This is a genomic window from Nostoc sp. FACHB-133 (genome assembly GCF_014698055.1).
In the GTDB taxonomy this organism is placed as follows: Bacteria; Cyanobacteriota; Cyanobacteriia; order Cyanobacteriales; family Nostocaceae; genus Nostoc.
The window spans coordinates 1-24,753 of the sequence record NZ_JACJSH010000081.1 but is presented as its reverse complement, the minus strand read 5'-3'; the positions used below and the strand labels follow the sequence as shown (position 1 = coordinate 24,753).

Sequence of the window (24,753 nt, the reverse complement as noted above, 5' to 3'; positions counted from 1 at the left end):
ATCATCAAGTTGAAGGTGCGAATGTTAATGCCTTTCCTTTCTGGACGCAAGCAGATGCGATCGCTCTTGACCGACATTTACGTGACTGTTTGCAAAAAGCCATTCAAACAGAAGATGTAGAACAACGCCGAAAACTATTAACAGTAGTCATCGTTGGTGGTGGTGCAAGTGGTGTAGAAATGGCGACAACCTTAGCTGATTTTCTCCCACATTGGTATAGCGCTTTGGGAGGAAATTCAAGTGAAATTCGTGTAGTATTACTCAATCATGGTCAAAAAATCCTTGATGGCGATATCAACGATCCACTACGCCCAATTGCTGAGAAAGAATTACAAAAACGCACTATACCAATTGAAATCCTTACGGGAGCAGAAGCCACTGCTATTCACCCTAACACAATTGAATATAAGAGCAATAATCAAGTTAACATACTGCCAACATACACCGCAATTTGGACAGCTGGTACTTCCACTCATCCACTAATTCAAGACTTACCAATTCCCAAAGAGCATCGAGATCATCATAACCGTCCTCTAGTCACTCCCACCATGCAATTGCTCGACTTTCCAGAAGTTTTTGCAGGCGGTGATTGTGCAGCAGTTCAGGGTAGTTCACTACCGCCTACGGCTCAAGTTGCTTATCAACAAGGAGCTAATATTGCCCAGAATTTGAAAGCGATCGCTCTCGGAGAAGACCTTAAGCCAGCAAAGGTAAATATACGCGGAACTCTCTTAAAATTGGGGTTAAATGATGCTGCTGCTAACCTTTTCAATGTTTTTGAAGTTGCAGGCGAATCTGGGCATTTAATCCGTCAAGGCACTTATTTAACGCTATTGCCAACGCCAATTCACGACTTTAAAGCAACAACGGAATGGGTTGATGAAGAGATTTTCCATCACCACCTTGACCCTCATGATGTCGGTAAAAAAGTGGTGCAAGCAGCGGAAGTAGTTGGTGCAGGAGTTGTAGGTGTTTTAGTTGCCAGAAAATTATTAAAAATGTTGGGAGATGAGGAGAAAAATAAATAATGAGTGGGGAGTGCTAAAAAACTTTTTCCCTTGATCTAATCTCCTTTAACAGAACGTTAATTGTAAGTACAGAGACTGTTGAATATGTCTAGTCAAACCGACGTACAAGTACAAAGAATTAGAGCTATTGGCTTAACAGTGACAAACTGCGATCACTCCTTAGATTTCTACATACAAGCACTCTTGTTTGAACTCGTTTCTGATATCACTGTTGAAGGACAAGATTATAGCGACTTACAAGGTGTGACTGGGGCAAAAATTCGCATTGTCACTTTACGATTAGGTGACGAACTTATCGAGTTGATGGAGTATCTTAATGTTCAAGGTAAACCCATACCCAGCGATTCGCAAAGTAACGATCTGTGGTTTCAACATCTGGCAATTGTGGTGAGTGATATGGATCGCGCTTATGCTCACTTGCGTTCATTTCCCATTGAAGCAATTTCAAATGCGCCGCAGACAATACCACCTGAGAATGAAGCATCTGGTGGTGTCCGTGCCTTCAAGTTTAAAGACCCTGATGGTCATGATTTAGAGTTAATTTGGTTTCCACCTGATAAAGGACAAGATAAATGGCATCAAAATAGGCATAACTTGTTTTTGGGAATTGATCATAGTGCGATGTCTACGACGGGCTACGCCTACGCAATTTCCAATACCGAGCAAAGTCTACACTTTTACCGCGACCTCCTGGGAATGCAAATTGATAGCCGCAGTCTCAACTGGCGTGCAACCCAATCTCGCTTGGATAATTTACCAGGGGCCGAAGTCAAAATTACAGCATTGCGACCTATTCAAGATGGTATGGGAATTGAACTGTTAGACTATATTGTGCCGGGAAAAGGTCGCCCAATGCCGAGTGACTGGAAAAGTTGCGATATTGCACACGTACAAATTGAGCTTGTTGTAAATAATCTTGAGCAGTTAGTGGATAAGCTACGGCGTAACGGGGTTCAGTTTGTATCATCGCGGATTGTGCAGTTTAGCGATCGCTCTTTTCCTTACAAGCAGGGTTGTTTAGTTAAAGATCCTGATGGTCATGCAATTTTGCTTGTCACAAAATCATGTAAGTGAAAATACAAGGACTAAAATATTGCAATAAATATACGTTAAAACTGCATCAATTAAGCTTTTGTTCAAGGGTAGTGAGATAGTTGTAAGCACACATCGCATAAGCACGCACAATATTGATTTCATAGTGCTTACTATTTTCTTCCGTGAGGTTGAGCAAGCTTCCTAAACTTTTGCTGACTTCCTTTGAAGTGAGAAGCCCGACTATCAATGCAGGATCAGTATTAATATTGAGATCCTTGCAAAGTTTTTCAGATGGTTTCGGGTTAGCATTGTGCTTCCAGCAGTTGGCAAATAACCGCAGAACATATAGCTCAAAGTCGCCTGGGATCTTTTCAAGATCAACACCTGTCTTATCAGAAAAGAGATTGCGACTTTTCATATAGTCCATAGAGGATATTTTCTTAGTAGAGAATTTATCTGGCAGAGCAGCTACAAGTCGTTTCATTTCACGCTCTACCCAATGAGATATGTCCACTAAGAGCAACTCTGCAAGTTTTATAAGTTCATAATTCCAGTCAGCTAAGTCGTCGAAGCACCTTTCTTTCTCGAAATCATCGGTAGCGCTTAGAGCCTGTGAGTAGAGCGTCTCTTGTTTTTCAAGGAGAGCATTAATGATAGTTTCTATACTCTCAGTGTGAAGTCTAAGTCCAACTTCGTATGGGATAAAAGAATTACGCATTGTCATATTTAGTGAACTCAGGCAAAGTTTTGAGCTTGGCGATCGCTTTTTCAAGTAACTCGGTCATCACTACCCTACTCCCGTAGAAGAGATACTTTCAATTATCTCTCACAAAATCGCCTGTCTGGTACAATGCAGTGTTAACGATAAAATAACTCAACTTCCAAAAATCAAAGCATCTAGCGAATAAGCACCAGGGCCTAAAACTGCGATCGCAATCAGCATGACACAATACATAAACGCCTTTTCCCAACTTGGCGGTTCACCTTGTCCTAAAGCACCCTGATACTGTTCTTGAGGAATTAAGTATGGATCTTGGGCTACAAAGGGCTTACTTCCAGAGATGTGCAAATATATCGCAAAAATCATTGAGCAGAGAATGGGCAAAGTTGCTAAGAGTGTGAGGAATCCAATAATCAGAAAAACTCCGCCACCTAACATCGATGCAGCTGATAAAAAGCAAAGAAAGACAGGCATTTTTAGAGACTCAGCCCACCGTCGAAGATGCGTTATCTTGGGATAGCCGTGCAGTAAAAACAACCAACCAAGGCTAACTCTGAGAAGTAAAAGTGCTAATCCTGGGAATCCGTCAGGATACACAGGAGAAAGTGAACTTAACAAGTGTGGACTTAGCTGTGGGAAATTAAATGCAGCTAGGAAAAAAGTGAGTTCCTTCGGAATAGCTCCGCTTAACGCAACACCCAACCCAAATTGATAAATCATAGTTGTACACCACGGGTATTAAGGTCAATAACATATAACGAATGACCGGCTGTGATAAATAAGCGTTCACGTTCGCGTAGCGTGTCCGCAGGACTCAGTGTCCCTGAAAGAGAATCGCCTTCCTTACTACCAAAAGTCAGGTTAGCGGATGTCTCCGGTACGAGAATTTTTCCTAAGCGAGTTCCGTCGGGGGCGTATATCTGCACACTGTCTTGAGAACTAGTAAAAACATTGCCATGTTTGTCAACCCGCAGTCCATCGGGTTGTCCTGGTTCAATGACTGCAAATACACGCCCATTCTTTACAAAGCGATTGCCCACAACCTCATAGACACGAATATGATGAGGCCCTCCAGGAATATTAAACGCAGCTGTATCTGAAACATACAAAAGGCTTTCGTCTGGACTGAAAGCCAACCCATTAGGGCGTACCATATCTGTTACTACAGGATAAATCTCACCTGTTGCTGGATCAAAGCGATAGACGTAACTTCCGGGTTGTTCCTGTTCCCCTCCATAACCTTGGTTTGGCTCGGTAATCCCATAAGGCGGATCGGTGAACCAAATCGTGCCGTCGCTTTTTACTACCAAATCATTTGGACTGTTCAGGCGTTTACCTTGGTAGCGATCGACTAAAACCTTCCATTCACCATTTTGTTCGCGTCGGATAATAGCACGCAGACCAGAGGAACAGGCAACCAGACGACCCTCTAAGTCTCGGTAATTACCGCTTTGGTAATCAGATGGATCTCGTAGGACAGTCACATTGTCAGTGGGACTCCACCGCAACAGGCGGTTGCCGTGAGCGTCACTCCACACAACACTGTCATCTTCATGGAAGTAAACAGGCCCCTCGCTATGGACTGCACCGTTGGCAAGCTTTTGAAGTGAGGCTCCTGGGCGTACAATAGCACGCAGGCGATCATCATAAATCTCAATGGCTTCAGGCATAGAAATCTCCTGTTATTTAACTTGGCTACTGACGATAAATAGCAGGTTTAAGCTAATAGTAAAATACTAAAGATGTATATTTAATATCGTGCAATAAACTGAGTACGCCAGGACGGAAATAGAGAGTTAATTATTATAAAGCTAATTTTTACTTTATTGATTTCCCTTAACATTGAACTATAGATATAGATTGCGCCAAAAGACTATTTTTATTCAAAACGAAATTATTCATTTTCAAAATTAAATATTTTTTCACACAATCGAATTAACAGCTTTATCAAAAATGCCAAGCAAAATTTATTTACTATAGGAATCCTACTTGAATCTTGCTCAGTATACTGAGAAGTCAAGCTTCTAGGCAGCTTGATTGTTCAAAAATCAAATCGGAGTCCTATATTTTTGTAAAGAGATTACATAGCTAATTCACACAATAGAAATAAAAAATGAAATTAAAATGAAATACTAACCTGTCTTTAGGCATAAATAAATATTAGTCCATTGGAGAGAAGCAATATTGTAATTAAAGCTTTAGTCTAAGCATAATAATCTGTCTTTAGAGCTATTTAAATTTTGAGAAAACTTATAAAGTAACTTAACTATTGCCAAATTACTTTGCCGCCTCAAAGAAATTAAGCCGTAATTAATATGAGATTACGAATTATCAATTATGACTAGCATCACAGAACATTACGACATCATTATTATAGGTACAGGAGCGGGTGGAGGTACATTAGCCCACCGCCTTGCACCCACAGGTAAAAAAATTCTAGTACTGGAAAGAGGCGACTTTTTACCGAGAGAGAAAGCTAACTGGAATCCAGAGGAAGTCTATCAAAAACATCGTTACCATACAGATGAGCAATGGTATAACAAGGAAGGTAAAGCCTTTCAACCTCAGACAGGCTACTGGGTTGGTGGCAATACCAAACTCTACGGTGCAGCCCTAATTCGATTCCGGGAGCGAGATTTTGAAAGGGTAATTCACAAGGAAGGGCTTTCTCCAGAATGGCCTTTGAAGTATCAAGACTTTGAGCCATACTACACGCAAGCAGAAAAGCTATATGACGTGCATGGACAGGAAGGAGAAGACCCCACCGAACCACCCCGCAGCGAACCATATCCCTATCCGCCAGTCAGTCATGAGCCAGATATGCAGTCTCTTGCTGATGGCATTCGGGAACTAGGTTACTACCCATTTCACCTACCACTAGGATTAAAGCTGAATGAAAGCGATCGCCTAAATAGTCCCTGTATTCGCTGCGATACTTTTGACGGATACCCCTGTCTAGTACAAGCAAAAGCCGATGCCGATGTTAACGCCATTCGTCCCACCCGCGACAAGTATGCCAATGTTACTCTCTTAACTAATGCCAAAGTCTTGCGGCTGCATACTAGTGAGTCGGGGCGAGAAGTGACGAAGGTAGAAACTGAAATTGGAGGAGAGCAGCATTGGTTCACAAGCGATATTGTGGTTGTTGCCTGTGGTTCTGTCAACTCAGCTGCTTTGCTGTTACGCTCTGCTAATGACAAACATCCCAACGGATTAGCAAATAGTTCCGATCAGGTGGGACGGAATTTCATGAAACAACTGGAAACAGCCATAGTTTCCATACATCTAGAAGTGAATCACGCCAACTTTCAAAAAACCATCGCTGTCAACGATTTTTACTGGGGAGAACCAGATTTTCCTTATCCGATGGGCATGGTGCAGAATACAGGTAATGTACTTGCTGATATGATTCCTGGAGAAGCACCACCACTGATGGCTCCATTTGTCAAGCTGATTCCTCATTTTGAGCGCCATTTGCTGGCCGAGCGATCAGTTGGCTGGTGGTTGCAGACAGAGGATTTACCAGATCCAAATAATCGGATTCAGGTGGTGGGCGACAAGATTCATGTTGACTATACACTGAACAATACCGAAGCAAGCGATCGCTTAATTCACCGATGGACATCTGTACTCAAGTCAATCCCTCACTCTGCTAAACACGTCTTGCCATTTAGCCTTTATCCCCGCACTCACCTACCTGAACAAGCAGTTGCTCATCAATGTGGTAGTTGTCGATTTGGCACAGATCCCAAAACCTCAGTCCTAGATCTCAATTGCCGTACCCATGATGTCGAGAATCTTTATGTTGTAGATAGTAGTTTCTTTCCATCAAATTCCGGTGCTAACCCAACACTGACAATTATGGCCAATGCATTGCGTGTTGGCGCTCATCTAGCTGAACGTTTCAAGTAGAAAGTTTATTATTTCTAGGATGGACAAATTTATGAATGAGCAACAGACTGATTTGGAAACGCAAAATCAAAACTCAAGAGAAACCTCATCCTCTAATACTCATCCTATTGCGACGGGATTGGGAGTTGTAGGAGGCGGGATTGCTGGAGCCGCACTAGGTCGCTCAATTGGTGGTAAAGTTGGTGCTGCGATTGGTGGAGTTACAGGTGCGATCGCTGGTGGAGTTGCAGCCAATGAACTGGTTGTTTATGCAGAAGAATTTATTGAGGAACTTCAGCCGACTATTAGTTTGGGATTAGGCGCTGATCGCAAGCCAATTGAATTACCCCTTCACTACAGTTGGGAAGAATTACAAGCACTATCAAAACCCCAAGGCGGTTTTTATGTGTAATGCCCTCATTGAACTATATCAGCCAATCAATACGCTTAAACCTGTCGATGAAAATATTTGGATCGTAGATGGGTTAGCCCTTTCCTAAGAAACTAAGACAACGCAAAAACATGGTTATAAAAAGCGACAAATATTAACACTTGGGAATGTTAAAGTTACATTTAAACTACCGTATGTAGTTTAACGTTTTCATCAACCAAATAAAGATAAAAAAATTTTGCGCGAAGGATTTTGCCCCTTCTTAAAATATTTAGGAATGTCTGAGGGCTTAACCTCGGTTGTTTTATCAACGGTTGCCCAATATGGTGGAATCGCTGGCTCCTTTGAAGCTGCACGTAGAACCCTAATTGATGCATCAGCGTGGGCATAATCAACAATCAAGTGACAGCACTGGAGGCATTAGAATCGGAAATTGAGGTACTTAAAACTTACGGTAACTTCAATACCTTAGCCAAAAGAATAGGGTGAAGAGATAGGGCGCTCTGTAGTAGAGTTATTGTCTACCACAACGACAACTCAAACGCTACAATTCGCCCATGTTCGATATCCTATCACTCTTACAATGCCTATTACCCCAGATAAATGCTACGACGATGCGTGAGTTGAACCAGATAATAATGGCGATGCTAGCAATGAATGGGAGAATAACGATGTTAGGAATCTCCCGTTGGACAGGCGCTGGTGGTAGTTATCGGACGATGTTGCGGTTCTTTCATACAGTAATTCCTTGGGCGACGTTGTTTTGGCTATTTTTCCGCAAGCATTTGTTCCGTGCGAATGAGGTGTATTTGCTGGCAGGAGATGAAGTTGTAGTGAGTAAATCAGGGAAAAAGACTTATGGTTTGGATAGATTTTTTTCTAGCCTAGTTAGCAAACCTATATTAGGACTATCTTTTTTTACATTATCGTTAGTAAGTGTTGAACAAAGGCACTCGTTGCCGATTCGGGCATTATCGCCTCATCTAATTGCCTTCTTGCCACGCTGCCAAAACAAAAAAGGTATTCAGGGAATGGGGAATGAAAAAAAGGGCGATCGCACGTTCCAAGTGGGAATACTCAATTTATGTAGTTGAGGTTATTTCCAATGGCGGATAAACAAGAGATTAAATGTACATACTGTTTTGGCAAAGGTAAAATAGAACAACCCGAATCAATAGGTTCGTCTCCTATACCACAATACAAAACTTGTAGCTTTTGTGGTGGAACTGGAAAAATTATTAAAAAAAAGTCGTAGAAATATCTAGTTTACGTCATTTTGGCATAACAAACCCCTACTCTTTCGTTCTGTGTGACGGAAGAATAGGGGCTTAATGATGCGGTCTGTGGGCAAATCTAATCAGGTAAGGATGAAATATGAATGTTATGCAGATGTTACAGGGTGCGGGTAAATTCTTGACAAAAAGCCTGAAAACAAACGCCTGCGAGCGTTACGGTATATTCAAAGCAGGTTATAAGGGCTTGTTCGGCTGAAGCTGTAAGGCAGCTGCAAAATCTGTTGATAAGTGATTTCTCGGTAAAGGTGTGTGCAAGTCTAAAGAAATTAGGCGTTGCATAAATGCGGGATGATTCAGTTTAATACAGGTATTTCCCAATACCTCAAGTAATGAAGTAATAATCGAATTGAATACTTCAGCATATCTACGGACTTAGAATAGCACAAAGTTTTTCGATAGCGAAGCGGTAGCGACGTTAGGAGCGTCTGTAGTCGTGCTAGATAATGACGTAAACGAGTGTTTTCACCTTCTACTCGGGTCATATATGTTTTACTCACAATATGATCTTCCGGGTTAATAAAACTGGGGTAAACTTTCCATCCATCGGTAACATAAAAGTAGCATTGCCAGCAGCAAACTTTCCTCCCATAAAGGTTTAAATGTTTCAGCACTGTGGTCTCCTAAAACCCAAGCTAAAATTCCTTTACGGAAGTGGTTTACTGCTGTCCATAAACAAACTTTGTTTTTTTTGACCCCACGAAAGTCTCTAGTTCATCCAATTCTCCCACTTCGGGAATCTCCTCAGTTGGTGGTGCGTCTGGCAATTTTTCACCAATTTGTTTTAGCCAATAAATTATAGTTGTGTGGTGAACACCTTTGGATCGCTCAATAGCTCGGAATCCCTCACCATTAACGTATGCTTTTAAGCATTCTTGTTTTACCTGATCTGAGTATCCTTTTGGTGGACTGTATACATCTATAAATTGATGACCACAGCTTACACAAATGTGATTTTGTTTACCTCTTCGTTTGCCATTTTTTCTTATCTCCGTAGACTTACAGTATGGACAATGCACAGTACTAAACCCTAATTCATCCCTTTATTATGCAACGCCAGAAATTATTAAGGGAATACCCAGGTAAGATGGGTAGAAATTGGGTAGTTCTGCGCTATTTTTACCCAAGCGATTGAGCGATAATTATGTATATAAAAAGCGCTGGCAAAGATTTTAAGCTGGCATTTAATAAACTGCAATATAAAACAGAGCCCTGGATTTTTACAGGGCTTTTTAGATTGAAAACTCAGTTTTCGAGTTTAAAAAAGCGAATGATGGTTTGATTGTATCTTTTACAAACAAATGAAAGCGAGTTTTAATTAGCTGGATTGAAGCTGAGTACAAGATCAAGTAAAGTACGAGCAGGTTGTGATTTGAATAGTGCAGCTTGCTGGTCACTATAAGCACAAACTAGGCGATTATACGCTTTTATCTTCTCGTAGAAAGCGTTATTGCGTTAGCAAAGCGGGGCGTTAGCAAGAGTGCAAATTGGTATAAATCCGTTCCAAAACAGTTCATCATAGTGTAGGTTTCGAGGTTTGCTTGGCGTATTCTTCTATCAGGGAAGCATAGTCTTCTTCTTTGGGTAGGGTCTCGAAGCTATGAACCGCAGAGGTAGTCGCCCATAGCAGCTTTTCCCTCGTCCAAGTTTCGATGAAAGGCGTGAACCATGAGCATCGTCCAGCATCGTCGCACGAAGGTTAACGAACTCGTCCATTCCTTCCGGGCGAGTAAATATTCAACTCATGCAGTCTGGGCAAAAGTAATGGCGAGTCGCGCCATGCAAACCGCCGATGGTCGGCTGACCTTTCAGTATTGAGAACCCAACGCTTGGAATCGCAACGCTTAAAGAAAAAGCGCTGGCAGTCATTCGCTGGCAACCTGTGCAGTGGCAAGCCATCGTCAGCAGAGGCGGGGCACTCACCTGAAGCCTTATCTGTCACACACTCACCAACCAATCACACATCACAGACGTACACCCGCTCCCAAAGTTAACCCAAACTTGCCACTGCCCCAGGCATCCGTTCCAGTAAGGCGAGTCGCTTCTCTACGAGACGCTACGCGAACGCTCCAATTCAAAATTCAAAATTAGTAATTCAAAATTAATTTTGCATTTTGAATTTTGCATTTTGAATTAAAAAACCTCAGCCTCACCAAGCTGGGAAACCATCTGTTGGTAGAACCGACCAGCGCTGTCGAGTCCAAGGCGCATTTTCAGCTTCAGCCCTTTCCAGGCTTGGGTAGCAGGACTTTCAACCTGATTTAATGTTTGGGGAATGTCATCTGATATTGTGCCAGTCACTTGTTTTTGTAACTTTATATTATTCGTGACTGACACCAACTCATTTTGAAATGCTTCATCTCGATTTAGCCACTGCTCGAAAATTAAATCACGCTCGTCATCGGGTGAAACAAACCGATAGACGCACTCCCGATTTTCACGCTTGCCCAATCGACCAACATAATCCAGTTTCAAATCAATCTTTGCAAGTAGTTTCTGTGCGATGCCTTCAGCAACCCGAAGCGGGAACGCAATCGGGGTCAGTTTTTCCGAGATAGTTACATTCAGGTAATTCTTGATAACGTGCCGATGCGTTACAGCCAGTGCCTTAAACTCCAGCATCTTCTCATCACTTCCACGCAACTGAACGTCTGGTGTAAGAAACTGCAACAGATTCAGATTTTCGAGTAACAGTACAGCAGGTAATAACTGCCCCTTGTTAAAATCCGGTTTCCAAATCGAATTCTCTCCCGTCTCTAATTGTGCCTTAGCCCGTTTCGCATCACGGTTGGTCAGAAATTCTCGCCCCAGTGTCAAATAATAGTGCATCCGCAGTTGAGGATACCACCCATCGTCATCTTTCTCGACCAAATCAGGGGTTACGTCAATTTCATAGCGACGGGACAATTCAGCCTTGCGCTGCTGATGTCGTTCGGTTTTCGTTTTGGCACGTTTGTCTTGCAGTTTCTTGAGTTTGGTTTGGGAGAGTTCAACAGAATTAGCGATGCCAAAGGCGGGCTACGCTTACGCCTGACATTCACTAGCGTACAATTCAACAGAGGCGGCTTTAACCGACTCGATTACTGACTCACTCTCATTATCATCAGCCGCCTCTGTATCTATAATCTAACTCGCAATGGAGCAGACATCTCGTAGTACCTGTTTTTTAGACCTTCTCTATCTTATATTTAATTGTAACCACCTACTTAGTGCCGCATTTTGACGTTGATTAGACTGTTTTGTAACTGCGTAGTTATTTATGCTTTTTGACTTAGTATTTGACTCATTAAAGGAATTTCAATACAAAATTCTGTGCCTTGCCCCGGCTCAGATGCAAAAGAGAGAGTCCCACCATGTTTCTCCTCAATAATTTGCCGACTTATAGATAAACCCAATCCTGTGCCCTTTCCTATCGGTTTGGTAGTAAACATTGGTTCAGATAACCGTTGTTTGACTTCTTCTGTCATACCGATGCCATTATCGGCAATTTTAATTACTACAACTGAACTTTGTTGATGTAGAGTAGTGCGAATCGTGATTTTTCCTTTATTTTCTACCGATAACAAATTAACGCCATTTGCTGCAATTTGGGGAAGGTTTGCAACATAGTTGCTCTTAGTTAGCAATGACTCCTCTATAGCATCTATTGCATTAGCAAGGAGATTCATGAAAACTTGATTCAGTGGGCCTGGGAAACATTCTACAGATGGCAAAGTTCCATAATCTTTAATAATCTGAATTTCAGAACGTTCTGAGTTAGCTTTTAAGCGATATTGTAAAATCAATAGTGTGCTATCAATACCTTCATGAATATCTATAAATTGTACTGCTGAATCATCCCGACGTGAAAAATGCCTAAGAGAATGAATCATCTGTGCTAGACGCTTTGTTCCTTTGTACATAGACAACATAATTTGCGGAGAATCTTGCATTAAAAAATCAATATCAATCTCATCTATTTTTTGCTGAATTTCTACTTCAGGATTGGGATAATATTTTTGATAAAGTTGAAACAGATCAATAAAATTTTGGGTGTATTCAGAGGCATGATTAAGATTTCCTAAAATGAAGTTGACTGGATTGTTAATTTCATGGGCAATTCCAGCAACCAACTCACCAAGGGTAGACATCTTTTCTTGTTGTACCAGACGAACTTGAGCTTGCTGAAAATTATCAAGTGCTTGAGATAGTTGCAAAGTACGTTCTTCTACCCTTTGCTCTAACTCCTGAGTCAGCTTTTGTAACTTGGTTTCGACTGCAAGACGGTCGGCTATTTCTTGTTGAAGTTGCTGATTATGACTTTGGAGTTGCTTAGTTAGATTACGGATTTGTAAATGTGTCTTGATACGAGCCAGTACTTCTTCATGCTCAAACGGTTTAGTAATGTAATCTACTGCTCCCAAACTCAAACCCTTTACTTTATCGACAGTTTCAGAGAGAGCTGTCATAAAGATTATGGGGATATCACAGGTTACAGGATTTAACTTTAAACGCTGGCAGGCTGTAAATCCGTCAATTCCAGGCATCATTACATCTAAAAGTATGATATCAGGACAAGCGTATTCAGCTTGAGCGATCGCTCCTTCACCATTCACAGCAATCAATATCTCCCAACCTGTATCCATTAATGTTTCAGATAGTACTTCCAAATTATTGGGATTATCGTCCACAATCAAAATTACCCCTGTCTCCAGAACAGGTATATTCATTGTTCTTCTCCTCGATATGGTTGGATAAATTCCCTAATTTTTTCAATTTGAAAGCTTTTAGCAAGTTGCTCTAATTGTTCGGCAAATAGTATAAACTTCTCATCCAAAAGTTTCAATTTTTGGGCTTGCTCTCGAATACCTTTGATATTACCTCTCATCGCCAACTCAAATAGTTTCTCGATTTCTTCAGGTGGTGGAGAAATTAAGCCAGTATCTGATAATGAGGAACCAGCAGAAATAACTTTTAGATTTTGGATTTCGTTGACTTCTCCTTGACTCTGGGGCAAATCATAAATCCAATCAAATTTTAAGTGCTTTTGTAACTTCTCAAACAATTTATCGGCTTGCACTGGTTTAGGCAGAAAATCGTTGCCACCAACCTCTAAACTCTCATGCTGGTCAGATTCAAATACACTGACAGATGAAACAATTATTGGTAAATTATCAAATGACAACATACGCAAGTTCCGAATCATTTCTAAGCCATTCATGATTGGCATAGACAAGTCAGTGATAATTAAATCAGGTTTCAACTCGACTGCTTGATCTAAGCCGTCTTGACCATTAGTTGCCTCCGTTATTTCAAAACCAATATCACTTAATAAATTGACGACAATAGAACGGTTTTCCCCATTATCATCTACAATCAAAATTTTCCGCTTATCGCCAGTAATTCCAATAATTGTGCTTTCAGCAGTTACGACAGAACTATTTTGGTTATGGATAGTATTTAGTGTCCCATTTCCAGATTTTTCTGGTACAGTTTCATAAACCCATTCAATTTGTAAATATTTTTCTAACTTCTGAAGTAAATCATCAGCGTGTACAGGTTTAGGTAAAAAATCATCTGCACCAACTCCTAAACTTTTGTGTTGGTCAGATTCAAACACGCTAGCAGATGAAACTATGATGGTTAACTCCTGAAACTCTTCTTGCTGGCGGAGGCGACGTGTTAATTCAAAGCCATCCATTACGGGCATTGTCAGGTCTGTAATGATTAAATCAGGTAGAAATTGCATGGCTTTATCTAAGCCTTCCTGACCGTTACTTGCCTGTATAATTTCAAATCCAATCTCCTCTAATAGATTCATCACAACAGAACGGTTTTCCCACTTATCATCTACAATTAGGATTTTTCTCTGACCAGTGGCGATTCCGACAATTTTGCCAGCAGACATGACTCTAGCTGATTCCATCCAATCCACTGATTCTTGTAAATCCAAGTCAATCCAAAAAGTGCTGCCCTGACCTATTTCACTTTTTACTTGGATTGTACTATCCATTAATTGCACAATTCGCTGACTAATAGCTAAACCTAATCCAGTACCTTCTGATTGCTTTTTAACCTCTCCGACTTGCTCAAATGGTAAAAATATTTTCGCCACCTGTTCTTGACTCATGCCAATTCCCGTATCGATGATTTGAAATCGAATTCTATGAATTGGTTTTTGATTACTTTCATTTGCTAACAATTGGTCAACAAAATTAATAGTAAATCTCACTCCTCCTTTCTCGGTAAATTTAATGGCATTACCTAGTAGATTAATTAAGACTTGTCGCAATCGTTTTTCATCTGCCCAAATTCCAATAGGTAATTCTGAAGTTGGTTGGTAAATGAATGAAATACCTTTTTGGTCAGCACGAATACGACAAATTTCTACTACACTCTGGAGAAACGCCGGAAAATGAAAGTCACTTTTGTAAAGTTCCATTCTCTGGGCTTCTATTTTGGATAAATCTAGAATGTCGTTAATTAGTGTTAATAAGTGTGAACCGCATTGGTGAATAATTCTTAAGCCGTCTTGCTGTTTATCAGTTAAAGTTTTATCTCGTTGGAGAATTTGAGCATAACCTAGAATACCGTTAAGAGGAGTTCGTAACTCATGGCTCATATTAGCTAAGAACTCACTTTTGGCACGATTTGCTGTGTCGGCAAGTTCTTTTTTTAACTCTAGGGAGCGATAAGACTCAGCTAGAGTTCCTGCCATTCGGTTAAAAGCTTCTGCGAGTTCTTGAATTTCGTCTTCGGTTTGAATATTCAGGCGGTATTCTAGATTTCCACCTCCAATTTTTGCTGCTCCCTGTTGTAGCTTTTGAATCGAGCGAATTACTGGTAAAAGGATCAGCAATAACTGACCGACAAAAACTAGGAGAATAGACAAAAGCAGAATTTGTCTAGCAAGTTGAGTAGTCTGTTTAAAGTTATTAAACTCTTGCTTGGCTAAAGTATCCTGTTGCTGAAGCTTTTGAGTTAATAACTTTAAGTAGAGTTCAATATCTCGAGAAAAAGCGTTGATTACTCGAAAGTCCTGTTGGGATTCAGCTAATTCTAAGGGCTTATCTGTGTTAGATTGATTAGTTAATTCGATTATTAGATTGGCAAGCAAGCTATGGCGATCGCTGATCTTTACTAACTCTGACTTGATCTCTGGCTTTAAATTTTGTAACTCAGCCAAATTTTTAGTAAATCCAGATAGAGCCTCCTGATATTTCACCAAATTGGAAGCATCGCGTTTGAGCAAGATCATGTCTTTAAGCGCGGCTACTTCATTATTCAAAGAGAGGTTTATTTGTAGGATAGTCGTCAAAGCCTGAGCATTTTTTGCCTGAGTATCCTGTGCTTTTTGTTCTGCTTGCCTGATAAAAAGGTCGCTTCCAATTTGGGTAGAGGCAACCAGTCCCAGAACGATCGCAGATGACCCAATACATTTGGTCGTTATCCGCATATCTTGATTAGCCTCATTTGCTGGAAACTCGCTTTTGCAACTCTCTAACGATGTCGTAATCTCCGTCTTGCACCAAAGTGTAGCCAACTCCAATACCGCCTGTAGGGTCTACAAGACCTGCTGGAGCGTCAATCAATGCTTTTTTCAAGTTATCTTTCAACTCAACGGAGACTTTACTAGACGCAACAAGAGGCACGCTAGGAAGCGGGACAGATTCCCAGATAATTATGTATTTTTTGGGGTCAATCTTTCCTTCATTGACTTGATCGGTATAAGAGCGACGATCATCTGCGATCGCATCTACTTCGCCATTGATTAAAGCTTGTTTTGTTTTATCATGGCTGCCAGCGAAGATTACCGAGCTAAAGTCTCGTTCCGGATTAATACCTATTTCCTGAAAATGAACTGTTGGTACGACGTATCCAGATGTCGATAACTTGGTGACAAAAGCAAATCGCTTACCCTTCAAATCCTTAAGGGTTTTGATCCCACTTTCCTTGTTAGCAATAATTACAGCTGTGTACCAAGGTCGCTTTGTTTCTTTATTAATCTGAGCAACCAATGGCTCAACCTTCGGATCGCGGCGATGAGCTTCGATGTAACTGGTGGGTGCAAGGTAGGCAATGTCTACCTTTTTTTTAACCAATAAATCAATTGCTGTTTCGTAGTCCTTAGTAATTTCAAATTTAAAGGGTCGTTTTAGTGCTTTAGACAAATAGTCAGCCAAAGGTTCGAGTTTCTTTTCTTGTTTGGCTGAAACCTGCCAGGGAATCACTGCCATTGTAATGGTTGCCTGTTCTTCTCCAGCTTGACTGGTCGTGCTAGCAGGCGACTGAACAGTGTTTGGCTGAGTTGCAGATGAACTTTCACGAGTTGGAGTACAGGCCATGCCAAATATGGCGATCGCTAATACTGAGGTAAAAAAAGCAGTCTTTCTACCAAGAATATTGGTTACAACTTTACCAAAAAGTTGCTGATGCATGGTTTTGATCCTTTTGGAGCCTGTTCTCTTCAGAGAGGTTTCATATTTATTAATCCCAAAATGGTGTATGTTCTCCCACTTGAAAAATAAATAGCCATCATGAACTGTATAGACCAGAACACATGAAAGAGGGATTGGGGCTTATAGACTAGTATTTTTAATCAGTACTGGCTAAACATCCCACAGTACTTAGTACCCAAATTAAATTAGCGATCGCTGTTTTCCACACTACTGGGAAAGCAGGAAGCGATTACTTGTGTCAAGCAAATCTAATGTATTCTATAATACAATGTTTAAAATATATCAGCCAACTTAAAACCCTGATTACAGCAACCAGCATGACTGAAACCACTGTTCGCCAACAGTACGACCAATTAGCTGCCGTTTACGATCTACGCTGGAGAGATTATATAATTAACACATTATCTTTCCTGAAAACCTGGGTAGAGATATCACCAACAGATACTGTACTTGATATTGCATGTGGTACTGGTGAGTTTGAACGTTTACTACTAACTGAGTATTCATGTCAACAAATTGTCGGTATAGACATTTCAGAGGAAATGCTGGCGATCGCTAAACTCAAATGTAGTGATTATCCTGAAGTATCATTTCAGATGGCAAGTGCATCAAGGTTGCCATTTGACAGTAATAGTTTTGATGTAATTGTGTCTGCTAATTCGTTTCATTACTTTGATGAGCCACTTGCTGCATTAAAAGAGATGAGACGTGTATTGAAGCCTGATGGTGAAGTCGTTATTTTAGATTGGTGTAGAGATTATTTAATTTGTAAAATATTTGATTTAGTACTTAAGATTTTTGATCCGGCTCATAAGCAGTGTTATACCCAAAATGAATTTCACCGCTTGCTTAATGATGAAAATTTTGTGGTCTGTCGTGCGACCAAAATTCGTTTTGGTATTATGTGGGGATTGATGGTGGCTACAGCAAAACTCAAAATTTAAACCAATTTATTATCACAAAATGTTACCATAAAATTTGACATTTTATCCCTAAAATGACTGTTAAATATGCTTCAAATCGAGCGTCTAAGTATGACTTATAAAGGCGGAGTAATAGGGATTAAACCTATTTCTCTGAGCTTTATAAAAGGGCAGTTCACTGTTATTTTGGGAGCATCTGGTTCTGGGAAATCAACTTTACTGCGCTGTCTTAACTATCTTAATCGCCCCACAACTGGTACTGTGATAGTTGAAGGATTGGGAAATCTAAATAATCGTAAAGTGTTGTATGAACATCGCAAGCGTACAGGGATGATTTTTCAGCAGCATCAACTTATTAGTCGGCAAACGGCTCTTGGGAATGTATTAATGGGTCGTTTAGCGTACCATTCAACACTCCGAAGTTTCTTTCCTTTGCCCAAAGCAGATCAGTATATTGCTTTAGAATGTTTAGATCGGGTTGGACTTTTGCATAAAGCTCTAACACGAGTGGATGCTCTTAGCGGGGGTCAACAGCAAAGGGTTGGTATCGCACGCGCCTTAGCACAAAAACCACAATTGATTTTGGCCGATGAGCCTGTTGCTAGTCTCGATCCGAATAGCGCTCACAAAGTCCTCTCATTTCTGCGTCAAACTTGTCAAGAAGATGGAATTTCCGCAATCCTTAGTCTGCACCAGATCGATCTCGCAAGAATTTACGCGGATCGAATTATTGGGTTATCTCAGGGAACGGTTGTCTTAGATGGTAAGCCAGCAGATATCAGTGCCTACGAATTAAAGCAACTTTATAGTGACAAAAATAGTCCTTATGATGAAGGCTTTCAGGAAACTATTAATTCCTAATGGCTAAATTTACTGTACTGTTTTTATATTAATTTAGGATAATCTCAATGACTGTTTTACTAAACAAGCGATCGCTTGTCTCAATGACACTAATCATGGCTACCTTAATCGGTTGTCAAAGTCCTAGCAACCAATCTGCAAATAAGCAATCAGGTTCTGGCAATAGTCCAGTAGTCGCATCAGATTCGGCTGACCCTCAAACCCTAAAAGTAGCTTTATTACCTGATGAATCTCCTTCAAGTTTGATTAAAAAAAATGAAGGATTTAAAAAGTATCTTGAGACAAAGCTACAAAAACATATTGAACTTGTCGTTACAACTGACTACTCCTCGATGATTGAGGCAGCAAGTAACAAGCGTATTGATTTAGCTTATTTTGGGCCACTCTCTTACGTTTTGGCAAAAACAAAGAGTGATATTGAGCCATTTGCAGCTTTGAAGAAAAACGGTAAAACTACTTATCAGTCTGTGATCATTGCTAACACAGCTAGCGGTATCAAGTCACTGGCAGAAGTCAAGGGTAAAACGGTAGCTTTTGGAGACCAAGCGTCTACTTCCAGTCATTTGATTCCTAAATCAATGCTGGCAAATAGCGGATTGCAACCCGGTGGAAAAGACTACCAAGAGGCGTTCACAGGTTCACATGATGCTGTAGCATTGGCAGTTCAAAATGGTAATGCTCAAGTTGGTGGCTTGAGTAAACCCATCTTTGAATCCTTAATTGAACGCAAAGTAATTAATTCTAATAAAGTTAAGGTGATTGCAGAGTCTAAAGAGTATCCTGAATATCCCTGGACAATGCGTTCTGATTTAGCACCGCCACTAAAAGAAAAAATTCGTGCAGCCTTTCTTGCATTGAATGATAAAGAGGTTCTTAAACCCTTCAAAGCTGATGGTTTTGGAGCCGCGAAAGATAAAGATTATGATAGCATCAGAGACTTAGCAAAAATTCTTAATCTTGATATTGCCAAGTTGCAAAAGTAATTTATAAGAAGAATTCAGGAAACAGAATTCAGTATGAATTCTGTTTTTATTCAGTACTTTGCTATAAATAGTTTTCTTGATTGAAACTCTATCCCTTTATGAGTAGAGTATTCTGAATTCTGAATTCTGTATTCTGACTCCTGATATTTTGAATTTGGAGCGAAACGACGTGACACTTCCTAATCCTAAACCAGCTTTCGATCGGCTGCTGAAACAACAACGGCGGCAATGGTATCGAACGATAGTAACCTGGGCGATCGCGCTTTTGGCTGTAGCTATATGTTGCTTTCTGGTTGGACTTTGGGACGAGAAACGCCTTTCGGATGGCATTCCCAGTATCTTAAACTTGCTGCATCAAATGCTGCCTCCAGATTTTAGTGATGCCCGAAACTGGGTCAAACCTTTATTTGATACGCTGGCGATGAGTGTTGCAGGCACTGCGATCGCTATTGTCTTCTCGATGCCTTTATCTTTACTAGCGGCTCAGAATACAACTCCCCATCCCTTGCTATTTCAAGTTTCACGGCTGATTCTCAACGGTTTGCGCTCTGTGCCAGAGCTAATTATGGGTATTATCTTTGTGGCAGCTGTTGGCTTTGGGGCATTACCCGGAACCTTGGCGGTGGGATTTCACTCGATTGGCATGGTCGGCAAATTCTTTGCAGAATATATTGAACTGGTCAATGAAGCACCGCTAGAAGCAGCAAGAGCTGCTGGTGCCAACAAGGTGCAAGTGATCTATCACGGAATTTTGCCGCAGGTATTACCACAAATGATGGATCTGACCCTTTATCGATGGGAATATAATTTTCGTGCCTCTACAGTTATGGGAGCGGTAGGGGCTGGTGGCATCGGGTTTGAGCTAATTGGCGCACTTCGCCTGATCAATTATCGGGAAGTTTCAGCAGTGTTGCTAGTAATTTTGTTTATGGTCATTCTGGTTGATGGTTTTAGTAGTTATCTTAGAAAACGTTTAGTCTAAGCACGGCGCAAATAAACTAACCGTTTCAAAATAACGAAATGCTTACGCTGTATTCATTTTTAATTTTTAATTCCACCTTGCAGTACTAGGAGGTTGCTGATGAAACCCAAAGTTGTAATTACCCACTGGGTTCACCCGGAAATTATTACAAACTTAAGTGAGCATTGTGAGGTAGTTGCAAATCCAACTAGAGAGACTTTACCGCGTGAAGAAATTCTCAAGTTGGCGCAGGACGCTGAAGCTTTGATGGTTTTTATGCCAGATCGAATCGATGAGGCGTTTCTGAAAGCTTGTCCAAAATTGAAGATTATCGCCGGAGCATTGAAAGGTTACGATAACTTTGATGTTGATGCCTGCACTCGTCAAGGTGTTTGGTTCACCATTGTCCCTAGCTTATTGGCTGTACCAACGGCTGAATTGACCATTGGACTGATTATCGGGTTAGCTCGCCAGATGTTGCCAGGCGATCGCTTGATTCGTCAAGGCACGTTTGCCGGTTGGCGACCGCATCTATACGGCATGGGATTAGCAAACCGAACACTGGGAATTGTTGGTATGGGCAGTCTAGGGCAAGCTCTAGCTCGACGACTTTCCAGTTTTGAAATGAACTTGATTTACACCGATGCGATACCTTTACCCAAGGAAAAAGCAGCAGCTTGGTGCTTGTCACAGGTTTCCTTAGATACGCTATTGGCAACCAGTGATTTTGTTGTGCTAATGGTTCCTCTGCAACCAGAAACGTTTCATCTGATAAATGAAACATCTTTGGCACGTATGAAATCAGGGAGTTTCTTAATCAATCCGTGTCGCGGCTCAGTAGTTGATGAACAAGCGGTGAGTGATGCTTTAGCCTCTGGACATTTAGCAGGTTATGCAGCTGATGTCTTTGAACTAGAAGATTGGGCCCGTAGCGATCGCCCGTCGAAAATTCCTCCATCTCTGTTAGAGAAACAAGACCAAACCTTTTTTACTCCCCATTTAGGATCGGCGGTGGATGATTTACGATATGACATCGCTATAGAAGCATCTCAAAATATTTTACAAGCCTTACAAGGTCATTCTCCTCAAGGAGCAATCAATTGTCCAAGTTAAAATTAGTAAATTGGAGAATCCTTAAGCAATAAAGACTACCAATCCTCTCTCCAGAGAAACCAAATCCAAAAGATTCACCGCTTGCATCCATAATTCACGACGTTGACCAGACAAAGTACGAATAAGGGTATCAGCGTCTTGATCATCACCGACTCTTCCTACTAACCAACAAGCTGTCTGTGCTTCTTCAAAGTCAAGGGTATCAATCCAATTACCACTACGGGAAGCGAACCCTAGTCTTTCAAATGTTTCGATCTTACCTACTGCTTCTGGAAATTGATTTTTGACTTCTTGAAGATTCATAGATTGAGGTAAATATAGCGTCACTGACACTAGGGGCTTATTGGCTGAAAGTATTACTATTCACTTAATTTGTCAATGGCTGTAACCAATAAATTCAAGTATGCTGAATTTATTAGGCTACTAGTAGTCTGCCAACCCAAAAATGCTGCGTGATGGCTGGGGAAAGGGTAAGGGTTAAGGGGTAAGGGATTTGAAACCTCTCCCCCTTCTCCTTTAGCCTTTACCCCGCTAAGTCACGAAAGCGAACTACTAGTGTAGATTCCACAGGAGATAGCTTTGTTCAATATCAACTTTTCTTTTTGTATCTGGTTAAAACAGCGTTATACAGTCATTGGAGTTTTATTGCTTGCTATGTCTATTACAGCTTGCAATAACTCTGCTACATCACAACTAGCATCTGCCAATCGCCCAACGCTGGCAAACCTTTCGGACACCTCTAATCCATCTTCTCCACCAGCCTCTGGCACACAAAATCCTGACAATAACCAGTCCCAAGAACAACAAGCAGTCCAACTCATTCATGATTATTACGATGCCATCGCTCGTCAAGACTATAAACAAGCTTACTTGGCTTGGGATGGAGATGGTAGTGCCAGTAAGCAATCATTTGAGGAATTTCAGCAGGGTTTTGCTAACATCGTATCCATTGTTGAAGAAGTCGGAAAACCGGGTTCTTTAGAAGGGGCAGCAGGTTCACTATATATTGAAATTCCCGTTACTGTTACGGATGTTACTAGCAATGGAACTCCACAGCGTTTTCGTGGTAGCTATAAGCTGCGACGAGTCAATAATGTTCCTGGCTCAACTCCAAAGCAACGTATATGGCATATCTACTCGGCCAATATTTCTCTTGAGCAGTAATTCCCCTAGCGTGGCTGCTAAAGTGTGATTCATATTTAATCTAACTTTTCCTGATTGACCACAGCAGTATTTTAAGTGTTAAGCGATGGATGCCTATGGCAGCAAGCTACGCACCCCCAGCAATCCCAATTCTGACCAAATCCTCCCCAGAGATACCCTACGGATTACAGTATATACATTGGGCTGGATTCGCAAATTCCATACCATTAGGAAATAGTTTCTCTTGATTAAAACCACATTTTTTGCATTGATAAATTACGGTTAGTGGTAAGGTGGTTGGGATCTGACAAAACTCACAGGGTAATCCCTGAATTATTTCAGTTATTTCAAAACCAGGGATATTACATTTTGGACAACATCTGCTAATTTTCTTGAGTAAGTTATGGGTAGCTTTTGCAATATTTTTCATCCGAGTGGGATTATACATTGCCCGCATATCTGTCTCAATATTTACCTGACTATCTTGGGAATTATGCAATGCAAAATTAACTGATGTTATCAAATCTATTTCTTTTGTAATACCTTTAGTTATCTGATTACATCTATTCTCTAAGTTTTCAAACCAGACAACTAATCCATGTTCTGGAAAACCAACTTTCTTAGCAAAAATATATGCTTCGTCTAAATTTGTTATAATTTGATGATTAAAGTTAGTATCTGTAGAAATTTCCTCACCAATAATTTCTAGATTATTGATTTTATCTAAAAAAACAACTATTTCTCTATTACAGTAAATATAAGGAACTAATGGATGGGGTGTAAAACTACCTTCGCTAGCGATAGCTAAATTTTCTCGTGTTAACTCTAAGGCTTTCTCTGCTTTTAATTTAGCTGTGGCAATTTGTGTTCCTGGACGTTTTACATCTCTAGTAAATGTGCCAAAAATATCAGTATTAAAATCCTGTGGTACTATAACTTTGATGCCTAACTCTTGTTCTAATAGTGGAGCAATTACCTTTTCTTTTTGGTGCATTGTCGCCAATACAGCCAGACGTTCATTAAATAATTGCTGGTCATTCATTCTGCGCTAATCCTTATTGCTTAAGTTTGTAGCTTTTCGTAATTTTAAAACGGTTGTTTCTTCTGATTTTATCGCTGCAAACCAGCTTGAGCTTCTTGAGAGCAAGCGCACTGGCAGCGATGCCTGGGGCGGGCTACGCCTACGCAAGAAGCTCAAGTTCATCAAACCCAAAACTCCCTAATTAGATATATACGATCTGCCGTAGACAATTGCCTGCCTCTATCTTGCTGAGGCAAACGTGTTCTTGCGGCATTCAAAGGAACGCGAGTAGCCTCTCGTATAGAGGATGGTCATGCGATCGCTCTTAATTCTTAGAAGAAACCCAAGCGACACCAAATAGCCCGTCGCAGACATCGCTTCAAAACTGGATTACTTAGAGGATGTTTTAAAAGCGGGGGGCAATTATAAGAAAGCTCACAAGGCTTATGCTGAAATTGTAAGCATCAGCACCTAGTAGTTCGCCAAGTGAACTTTGCGGGGTAAAGGGTAAGGGGGAAAGGGGAAAGGGTTTAAATCTCTTAACCTTTTCCCTTTTCCCTTTCCCCAGTCCTCACTTAGCATTTTTGGGTTGGCAGACTACTAGTGAGCAAATGACTAAAGCATATCGTAGTAACCTGAGTTGGGAACAGTGGGAATTGATTGAAAAAGAGTTTCCCTTACCGAAAACAGGAGGTCGTCCTCGTATCGTAGCTATATACACCGTTGTTAATGCTATTCTCTACGTACTATGTGTTCGCGTAGCGTCTCGTAGAGAAGGATGTACTTGGAGAGGATTACCAGGGGATTTTCCTGCATGGTCTACTGTTTATGGCTATTTTTGGAGATGGAGCCAAGATGGAACTTGGTTAAAAGTTCACGACAAATTATACCAATGGACTCGCGTGGCAGCAGGACGTGAACCTAGCCCGTCAGAAGCAGCAGTCGATAGTCA

The 24,753-nt window shown here is 40.9% G+C and carries 22 protein-coding genes and 3 pseudogenes; 14 read left to right on the top strand and 11 right to left on the bottom strand.

Annotated features, from left to right (window positions below):
• Nucleotides 1-1,028 (top strand): NAD(P)/FAD-dependent oxidoreductase (locus H6G86_RS34050; RefSeq protein WP_190938045.1); only part of this gene is annotated, 1,028 nt, incomplete at its 5' end.
• Between the two features lie 84 nt (nt 1,029-1,112).
• Nucleotides 1,113-2,102, top strand: a complete 990-nt coding sequence (locus H6G86_RS34045; RefSeq protein WP_190938044.1) for a VOC family protein — start codon at nt 1,113-1,115, stop codon at nt 2,100-2,102.
• A 46-nt stretch (nt 2,103-2,148) separates the two neighbouring features.
• Here the strand turns inward: H6G86_RS34045 and H6G86_RS34040 are convergent, their stop codons facing one another.
• The 3 genes from H6G86_RS34040 to H6G86_RS34030 form a co-directional block, all read right to left on the bottom strand.
• Nucleotides 2,149-2,787: a hypothetical protein gene (locus tag H6G86_RS34040; protein WP_190938043.1), complete on the bottom strand. Its 639-nt coding sequence runs from the start codon at nt 2,785-2,787 to the stop codon at nt 2,149-2,151.
• A 150-nt stretch (nt 2,788-2,937) separates the two neighbouring features.
• Nucleotides 2,938-3,504, bottom strand: coding sequence for a DoxX family protein (locus H6G86_RS34035; RefSeq protein WP_190938042.1), 567 nt, complete (start codon nt 3,502-3,504; stop codon nt 2,938-2,940).
• Nucleotides 3,501-4,454, bottom strand: a complete 954-nt coding sequence (locus H6G86_RS34030) for an SMP-30/gluconolactonase/LRE family protein (protein ID WP_190938041.1) — start codon at nt 4,452-4,454, stop codon at nt 3,501-3,503. The genes H6G86_RS34035 and H6G86_RS34030 overlap by 4 nt, the downstream gene beginning before the upstream one ends.
• 667 nt (nt 4,455-5,121) lie before the next feature.
• Between H6G86_RS34030 and H6G86_RS34025 the strand changes: the two genes are divergently transcribed.
• The 4 genes and pseudogenes from H6G86_RS34025 to H6G86_RS34010 all read left to right on the top strand — a co-directional run.
• A complete protein-coding gene (locus tag H6G86_RS34025; RefSeq protein ID WP_190938040.1) occupies nt 5,122-6,696 on the top strand; it encodes a GMC oxidoreductase in 1,575 nt (524 codons plus the stop codon).
• Between the two features lie 31 nt (nt 6,697-6,727).
• Nucleotides 6,728-7,087, top strand: a complete 360-nt coding sequence (locus tag H6G86_RS34020) for a hypothetical protein (protein WP_190938039.1) — start codon at nt 6,728-6,730, stop codon at nt 7,085-7,087.
• 100 nt (nt 7,088-7,187) lie between these two features.
• Nucleotides 7,188-7,439, top strand: a pseudogene (locus H6G86_RS34015) (ISLre2 family transposase); the annotation flags it as partial.
• 184 nt (nt 7,440-7,623) lie between these two features.
• Nucleotides 7,624-8,034: pseudogene (locus H6G86_RS34010) on the top strand (transposase); the annotation flags it as partial.
• A 620-nt stretch (nt 8,035-8,654) separates the two neighbouring features.
• On the opposite strand, the pseudogene H6G86_RS34005 reads toward H6G86_RS34010, so the two are convergent.
• From H6G86_RS34005 to H6G86_RS33995, 3 genes and pseudogenes are all read right to left on the bottom strand, one after another.
• A pseudogene (locus tag H6G86_RS34005) lies at nt 8,655-9,377 on the bottom strand (IS1 family transposase).
• A gap of 680 nt (nt 9,378-10,057) precedes the next feature.
• Nucleotides 10,058-10,300, bottom strand: a complete 243-nt coding sequence (locus H6G86_RS40275; protein ID WP_242065110.1) for a hypothetical protein — start codon at nt 10,298-10,300, stop codon at nt 10,058-10,060.
• A 191-nt stretch (nt 10,301-10,491) separates the two neighbouring features.
• Nucleotides 10,492-11,265 carry a hypothetical protein gene (locus H6G86_RS33995; protein WP_190938038.1) on the bottom strand — a complete coding sequence of 258 codons (774 nt, stop codon included), beginning with the start codon at nt 11,263-11,265 and terminating at the stop codon, nt 10,492-10,494.
• An 18-nt stretch (nt 11,266-11,283) separates the two neighbouring features.
• On the opposite strand from H6G86_RS33995, the gene H6G86_RS33990 reads away from it, so the two are divergent.
• Nucleotides 11,284-11,445 (top strand): hypothetical protein, encoded by a 162-nt coding sequence (locus H6G86_RS33990; protein ID WP_190938037.1) that lies wholly within the window; start codon nt 11,284-11,286, stop codon nt 11,443-11,445.
• 170 nt (nt 11,446-11,615) lie between these two features.
• On the opposite strand, the gene H6G86_RS33985 is transcribed toward H6G86_RS33990, so the two are convergent.
• Genes H6G86_RS33985 through H6G86_RS33975 form a run of 3 tightly spaced genes read right to left on the bottom strand, consistent with a single transcriptional unit; the run spans nt 11,616 to nt 16,775 of the window.
• A complete protein-coding gene (locus H6G86_RS33985) occupies nt 11,616-13,067 on the bottom strand; it encodes a hybrid sensor histidine kinase/response regulator (RefSeq protein ID WP_190938036.1) in 1,452 nt (483 codons plus the stop codon).
• The gene (locus H6G86_RS33980) at nt 13,064-15,793 is read right to left on the bottom strand and encodes a response regulator (RefSeq protein ID WP_190938035.1); all 2,730 of its coding nucleotides are present in this window, start codon (nt 15,791-15,793) and stop codon (nt 13,064-13,066) included. The genes H6G86_RS33985 and H6G86_RS33980 overlap by 4 nt, the downstream gene beginning before the upstream one ends.
• A gap of 13 nt (nt 15,794-15,806) precedes the next feature.
• A complete protein-coding gene (locus H6G86_RS33975; protein ID WP_190938034.1) occupies nt 15,807-16,775 on the bottom strand; it encodes a phosphate/phosphite/phosphonate ABC transporter substrate-binding protein in 969 nt (322 codons plus the stop codon).
• Between the two features lie 338 nt (nt 16,776-17,113).
• Here H6G86_RS33975 and H6G86_RS33970 point away from each other — a divergent pair, with 338 nt between their 5' ends.
• The 5 genes from H6G86_RS33970 to H6G86_RS33950 all read left to right on the top strand — a co-directional run bounded on the left by H6G86_RS33970 (nt 17,114) and on the right by H6G86_RS33950 (nt 21,637).
• Nucleotides 17,114-17,740, top strand: a complete 627-nt coding sequence (locus H6G86_RS33970; RefSeq protein ID WP_190938046.1) for a class I SAM-dependent methyltransferase — start codon at nt 17,114-17,116, stop codon at nt 17,738-17,740.
• 66 nt (nt 17,741-17,806) lie between these two features.
• Nucleotides 17,807-18,580 (top strand): phosphonate ABC transporter ATP-binding protein, encoded by a 774-nt coding sequence (phnC, locus tag H6G86_RS33965; protein ID WP_190938033.1) that lies wholly within the window; start codon nt 17,807-17,809, stop codon nt 18,578-18,580.
• 47 nt (nt 18,581-18,627) lie between these two features.
• Nucleotides 18,628-19,563, top strand: coding sequence for a phosphate/phosphite/phosphonate ABC transporter substrate-binding protein (gene phnD / locus H6G86_RS33960; protein ID WP_190938032.1), 936 nt, complete (start codon nt 18,628-18,630; stop codon nt 19,561-19,563).
• Between the two features lie 169 nt (nt 19,564-19,732).
• The gene (phnE, locus tag H6G86_RS33955) at nt 19,733-20,545 is read left to right on the top strand and encodes a phosphonate ABC transporter, permease protein PhnE (protein ID WP_190938031.1); all 813 of its coding nucleotides are present in this window, start codon (nt 19,733-19,735) and stop codon (nt 20,543-20,545) included.
• Nucleotides 20,546-20,644: 99 nt separating this feature from the next.
• Nucleotides 20,645-21,637: a phosphonate dehydrogenase gene (locus H6G86_RS33950; RefSeq protein WP_190938030.1), complete on the top strand. Its 993-nt coding sequence runs from the start codon at nt 20,645-20,647 to the stop codon at nt 21,635-21,637.
• A 21-nt stretch (nt 21,638-21,658) separates the two neighbouring features.
• On the opposite strand, the gene H6G86_RS33945 is transcribed toward H6G86_RS33950, so the two are convergent.
• Nucleotides 21,659-21,940: a hypothetical protein gene (locus H6G86_RS33945; RefSeq protein WP_190938029.1), complete on the bottom strand. Its 282-nt coding sequence runs from the start codon at nt 21,938-21,940 to the stop codon at nt 21,659-21,661.
• A 276-nt stretch (nt 21,941-22,216) separates the two neighbouring features.
• On the opposite strand from H6G86_RS33945, the gene H6G86_RS33940 reads away from it, so the two are divergent.
• On the top strand, nt 22,217-22,801 hold the full coding sequence (locus H6G86_RS33940) for a hypothetical protein (RefSeq protein WP_190938028.1): 585 nt from the start codon (nt 22,217-22,219) through the stop codon (nt 22,799-22,801).
• Between the two features lie 157 nt (nt 22,802-22,958).
• On the opposite strand, the gene H6G86_RS33935 is transcribed toward H6G86_RS33940, so the two are convergent.
• Entirely contained in the window at nt 22,959-23,822 is an 864-nt protein-coding gene (locus tag H6G86_RS33935; protein ID WP_190938027.1) for a DUF6671 family protein, read from the bottom strand.
• Between the two features lie 590 nt (nt 23,823-24,412).
• On the opposite strand from H6G86_RS33935, the gene H6G86_RS33930 reads away from it, so the two are divergent.
• On the top strand, nt 24,413-24,753 hold a 341-nt coding region (locus tag H6G86_RS33930), incomplete at its 3' end, for a transposase (protein WP_190938026.1).

Bases quoted from the DNA above. Each gene is read 5' to 3' on its own strand.
- H6G86_RS34035 (WP_190938042.1), bottom strand. From the start codon at position 3,504: ATGATTTATCAATTTGGGTTGGGTGTTGCGTTAAGCGGAGCTATTCCG.
- H6G86_RS33950 (WP_190938030.1), top strand. From the start codon at position 20,645: ATGAAACCCAAAGTTGTAATTACCCACTGGGTTCACCCGGAAATTATT.
- H6G86_RS34025 (WP_190938040.1), top strand. From the start codon at position 5,122: ATGACTAGCATCACAGAACATTACGACATCATTATTATAGGTACAGGA.
- H6G86_RS33975 (WP_190938034.1), bottom strand. From the start codon at position 16,775: ATGCATCAGCAACTTTTTGGTAAAGTTGTAACCAATATTCTTGGTAGA.
- phnC (WP_190938033.1), top strand. From the start codon at position 17,807: ATGCTTCAAATCGAGCGTCTAAGTATGACTTATAAAGGCGGAGTAATA.
- phnD (WP_190938032.1), top strand. From the start codon at position 18,628: ATGACTGTTTTACTAAACAAGCGATCGCTTGTCTCAATGACACTAATC.
- H6G86_RS33945 (WP_190938029.1), bottom strand. From the start codon at position 21,940: ATGAATCTTCAAGAAGTCAAAAATCAATTTCCAGAAGCAGTAGGTAAG.
- H6G86_RS34040 (WP_190938043.1), bottom strand. From the start codon at position 2,787: ATGACAATGCGTAATTCTTTTATCCCATACGAAGTTGGACTTAGACTT.
- H6G86_RS33935 (WP_190938027.1), bottom strand. From the start codon at position 23,822: ATGAATGACCAGCAATTATTTAATGAACGTCTGGCTGTATTGGCGACA.
- H6G86_RS33985 (WP_190938036.1), bottom strand. From the start codon at position 13,067: ATGAATATACCTGTTCTGGAGACAGGGGTAATTTTGATTGTGGACGAT.
- H6G86_RS34030 (WP_190938041.1), bottom strand. From the start codon at position 4,454: ATGCCTGAAGCCATTGAGATTTATGATGATCGCCTGCGTGCTATTGTA.
- H6G86_RS33990 (WP_190938037.1), top strand. From the start codon at position 11,284: ATGTCGTTCGGTTTTCGTTTTGGCACGTTTGTCTTGCAGTTTCTTGAG.
- H6G86_RS33980 (WP_190938035.1), bottom strand. From the start codon at position 15,793: ATGCGGATAACGACCAAATGTATTGGGTCATCTGCGATCGTTCTGGGA.
- H6G86_RS33970 (WP_190938046.1), top strand. From the start codon at position 17,114: ATGACTGAAACCACTGTTCGCCAACAGTACGACCAATTAGCTGCCGTT.
- H6G86_RS34045 (WP_190938044.1), top strand. From the start codon at position 1,113: ATGTCTAGTCAAACCGACGTACAAGTACAAAGAATTAGAGCTATTGGC.
- H6G86_RS34020 (WP_190938039.1), top strand. From the start codon at position 6,728: ATGAATGAGCAACAGACTGATTTGGAAACGCAAAATCAAAACTCAAGA.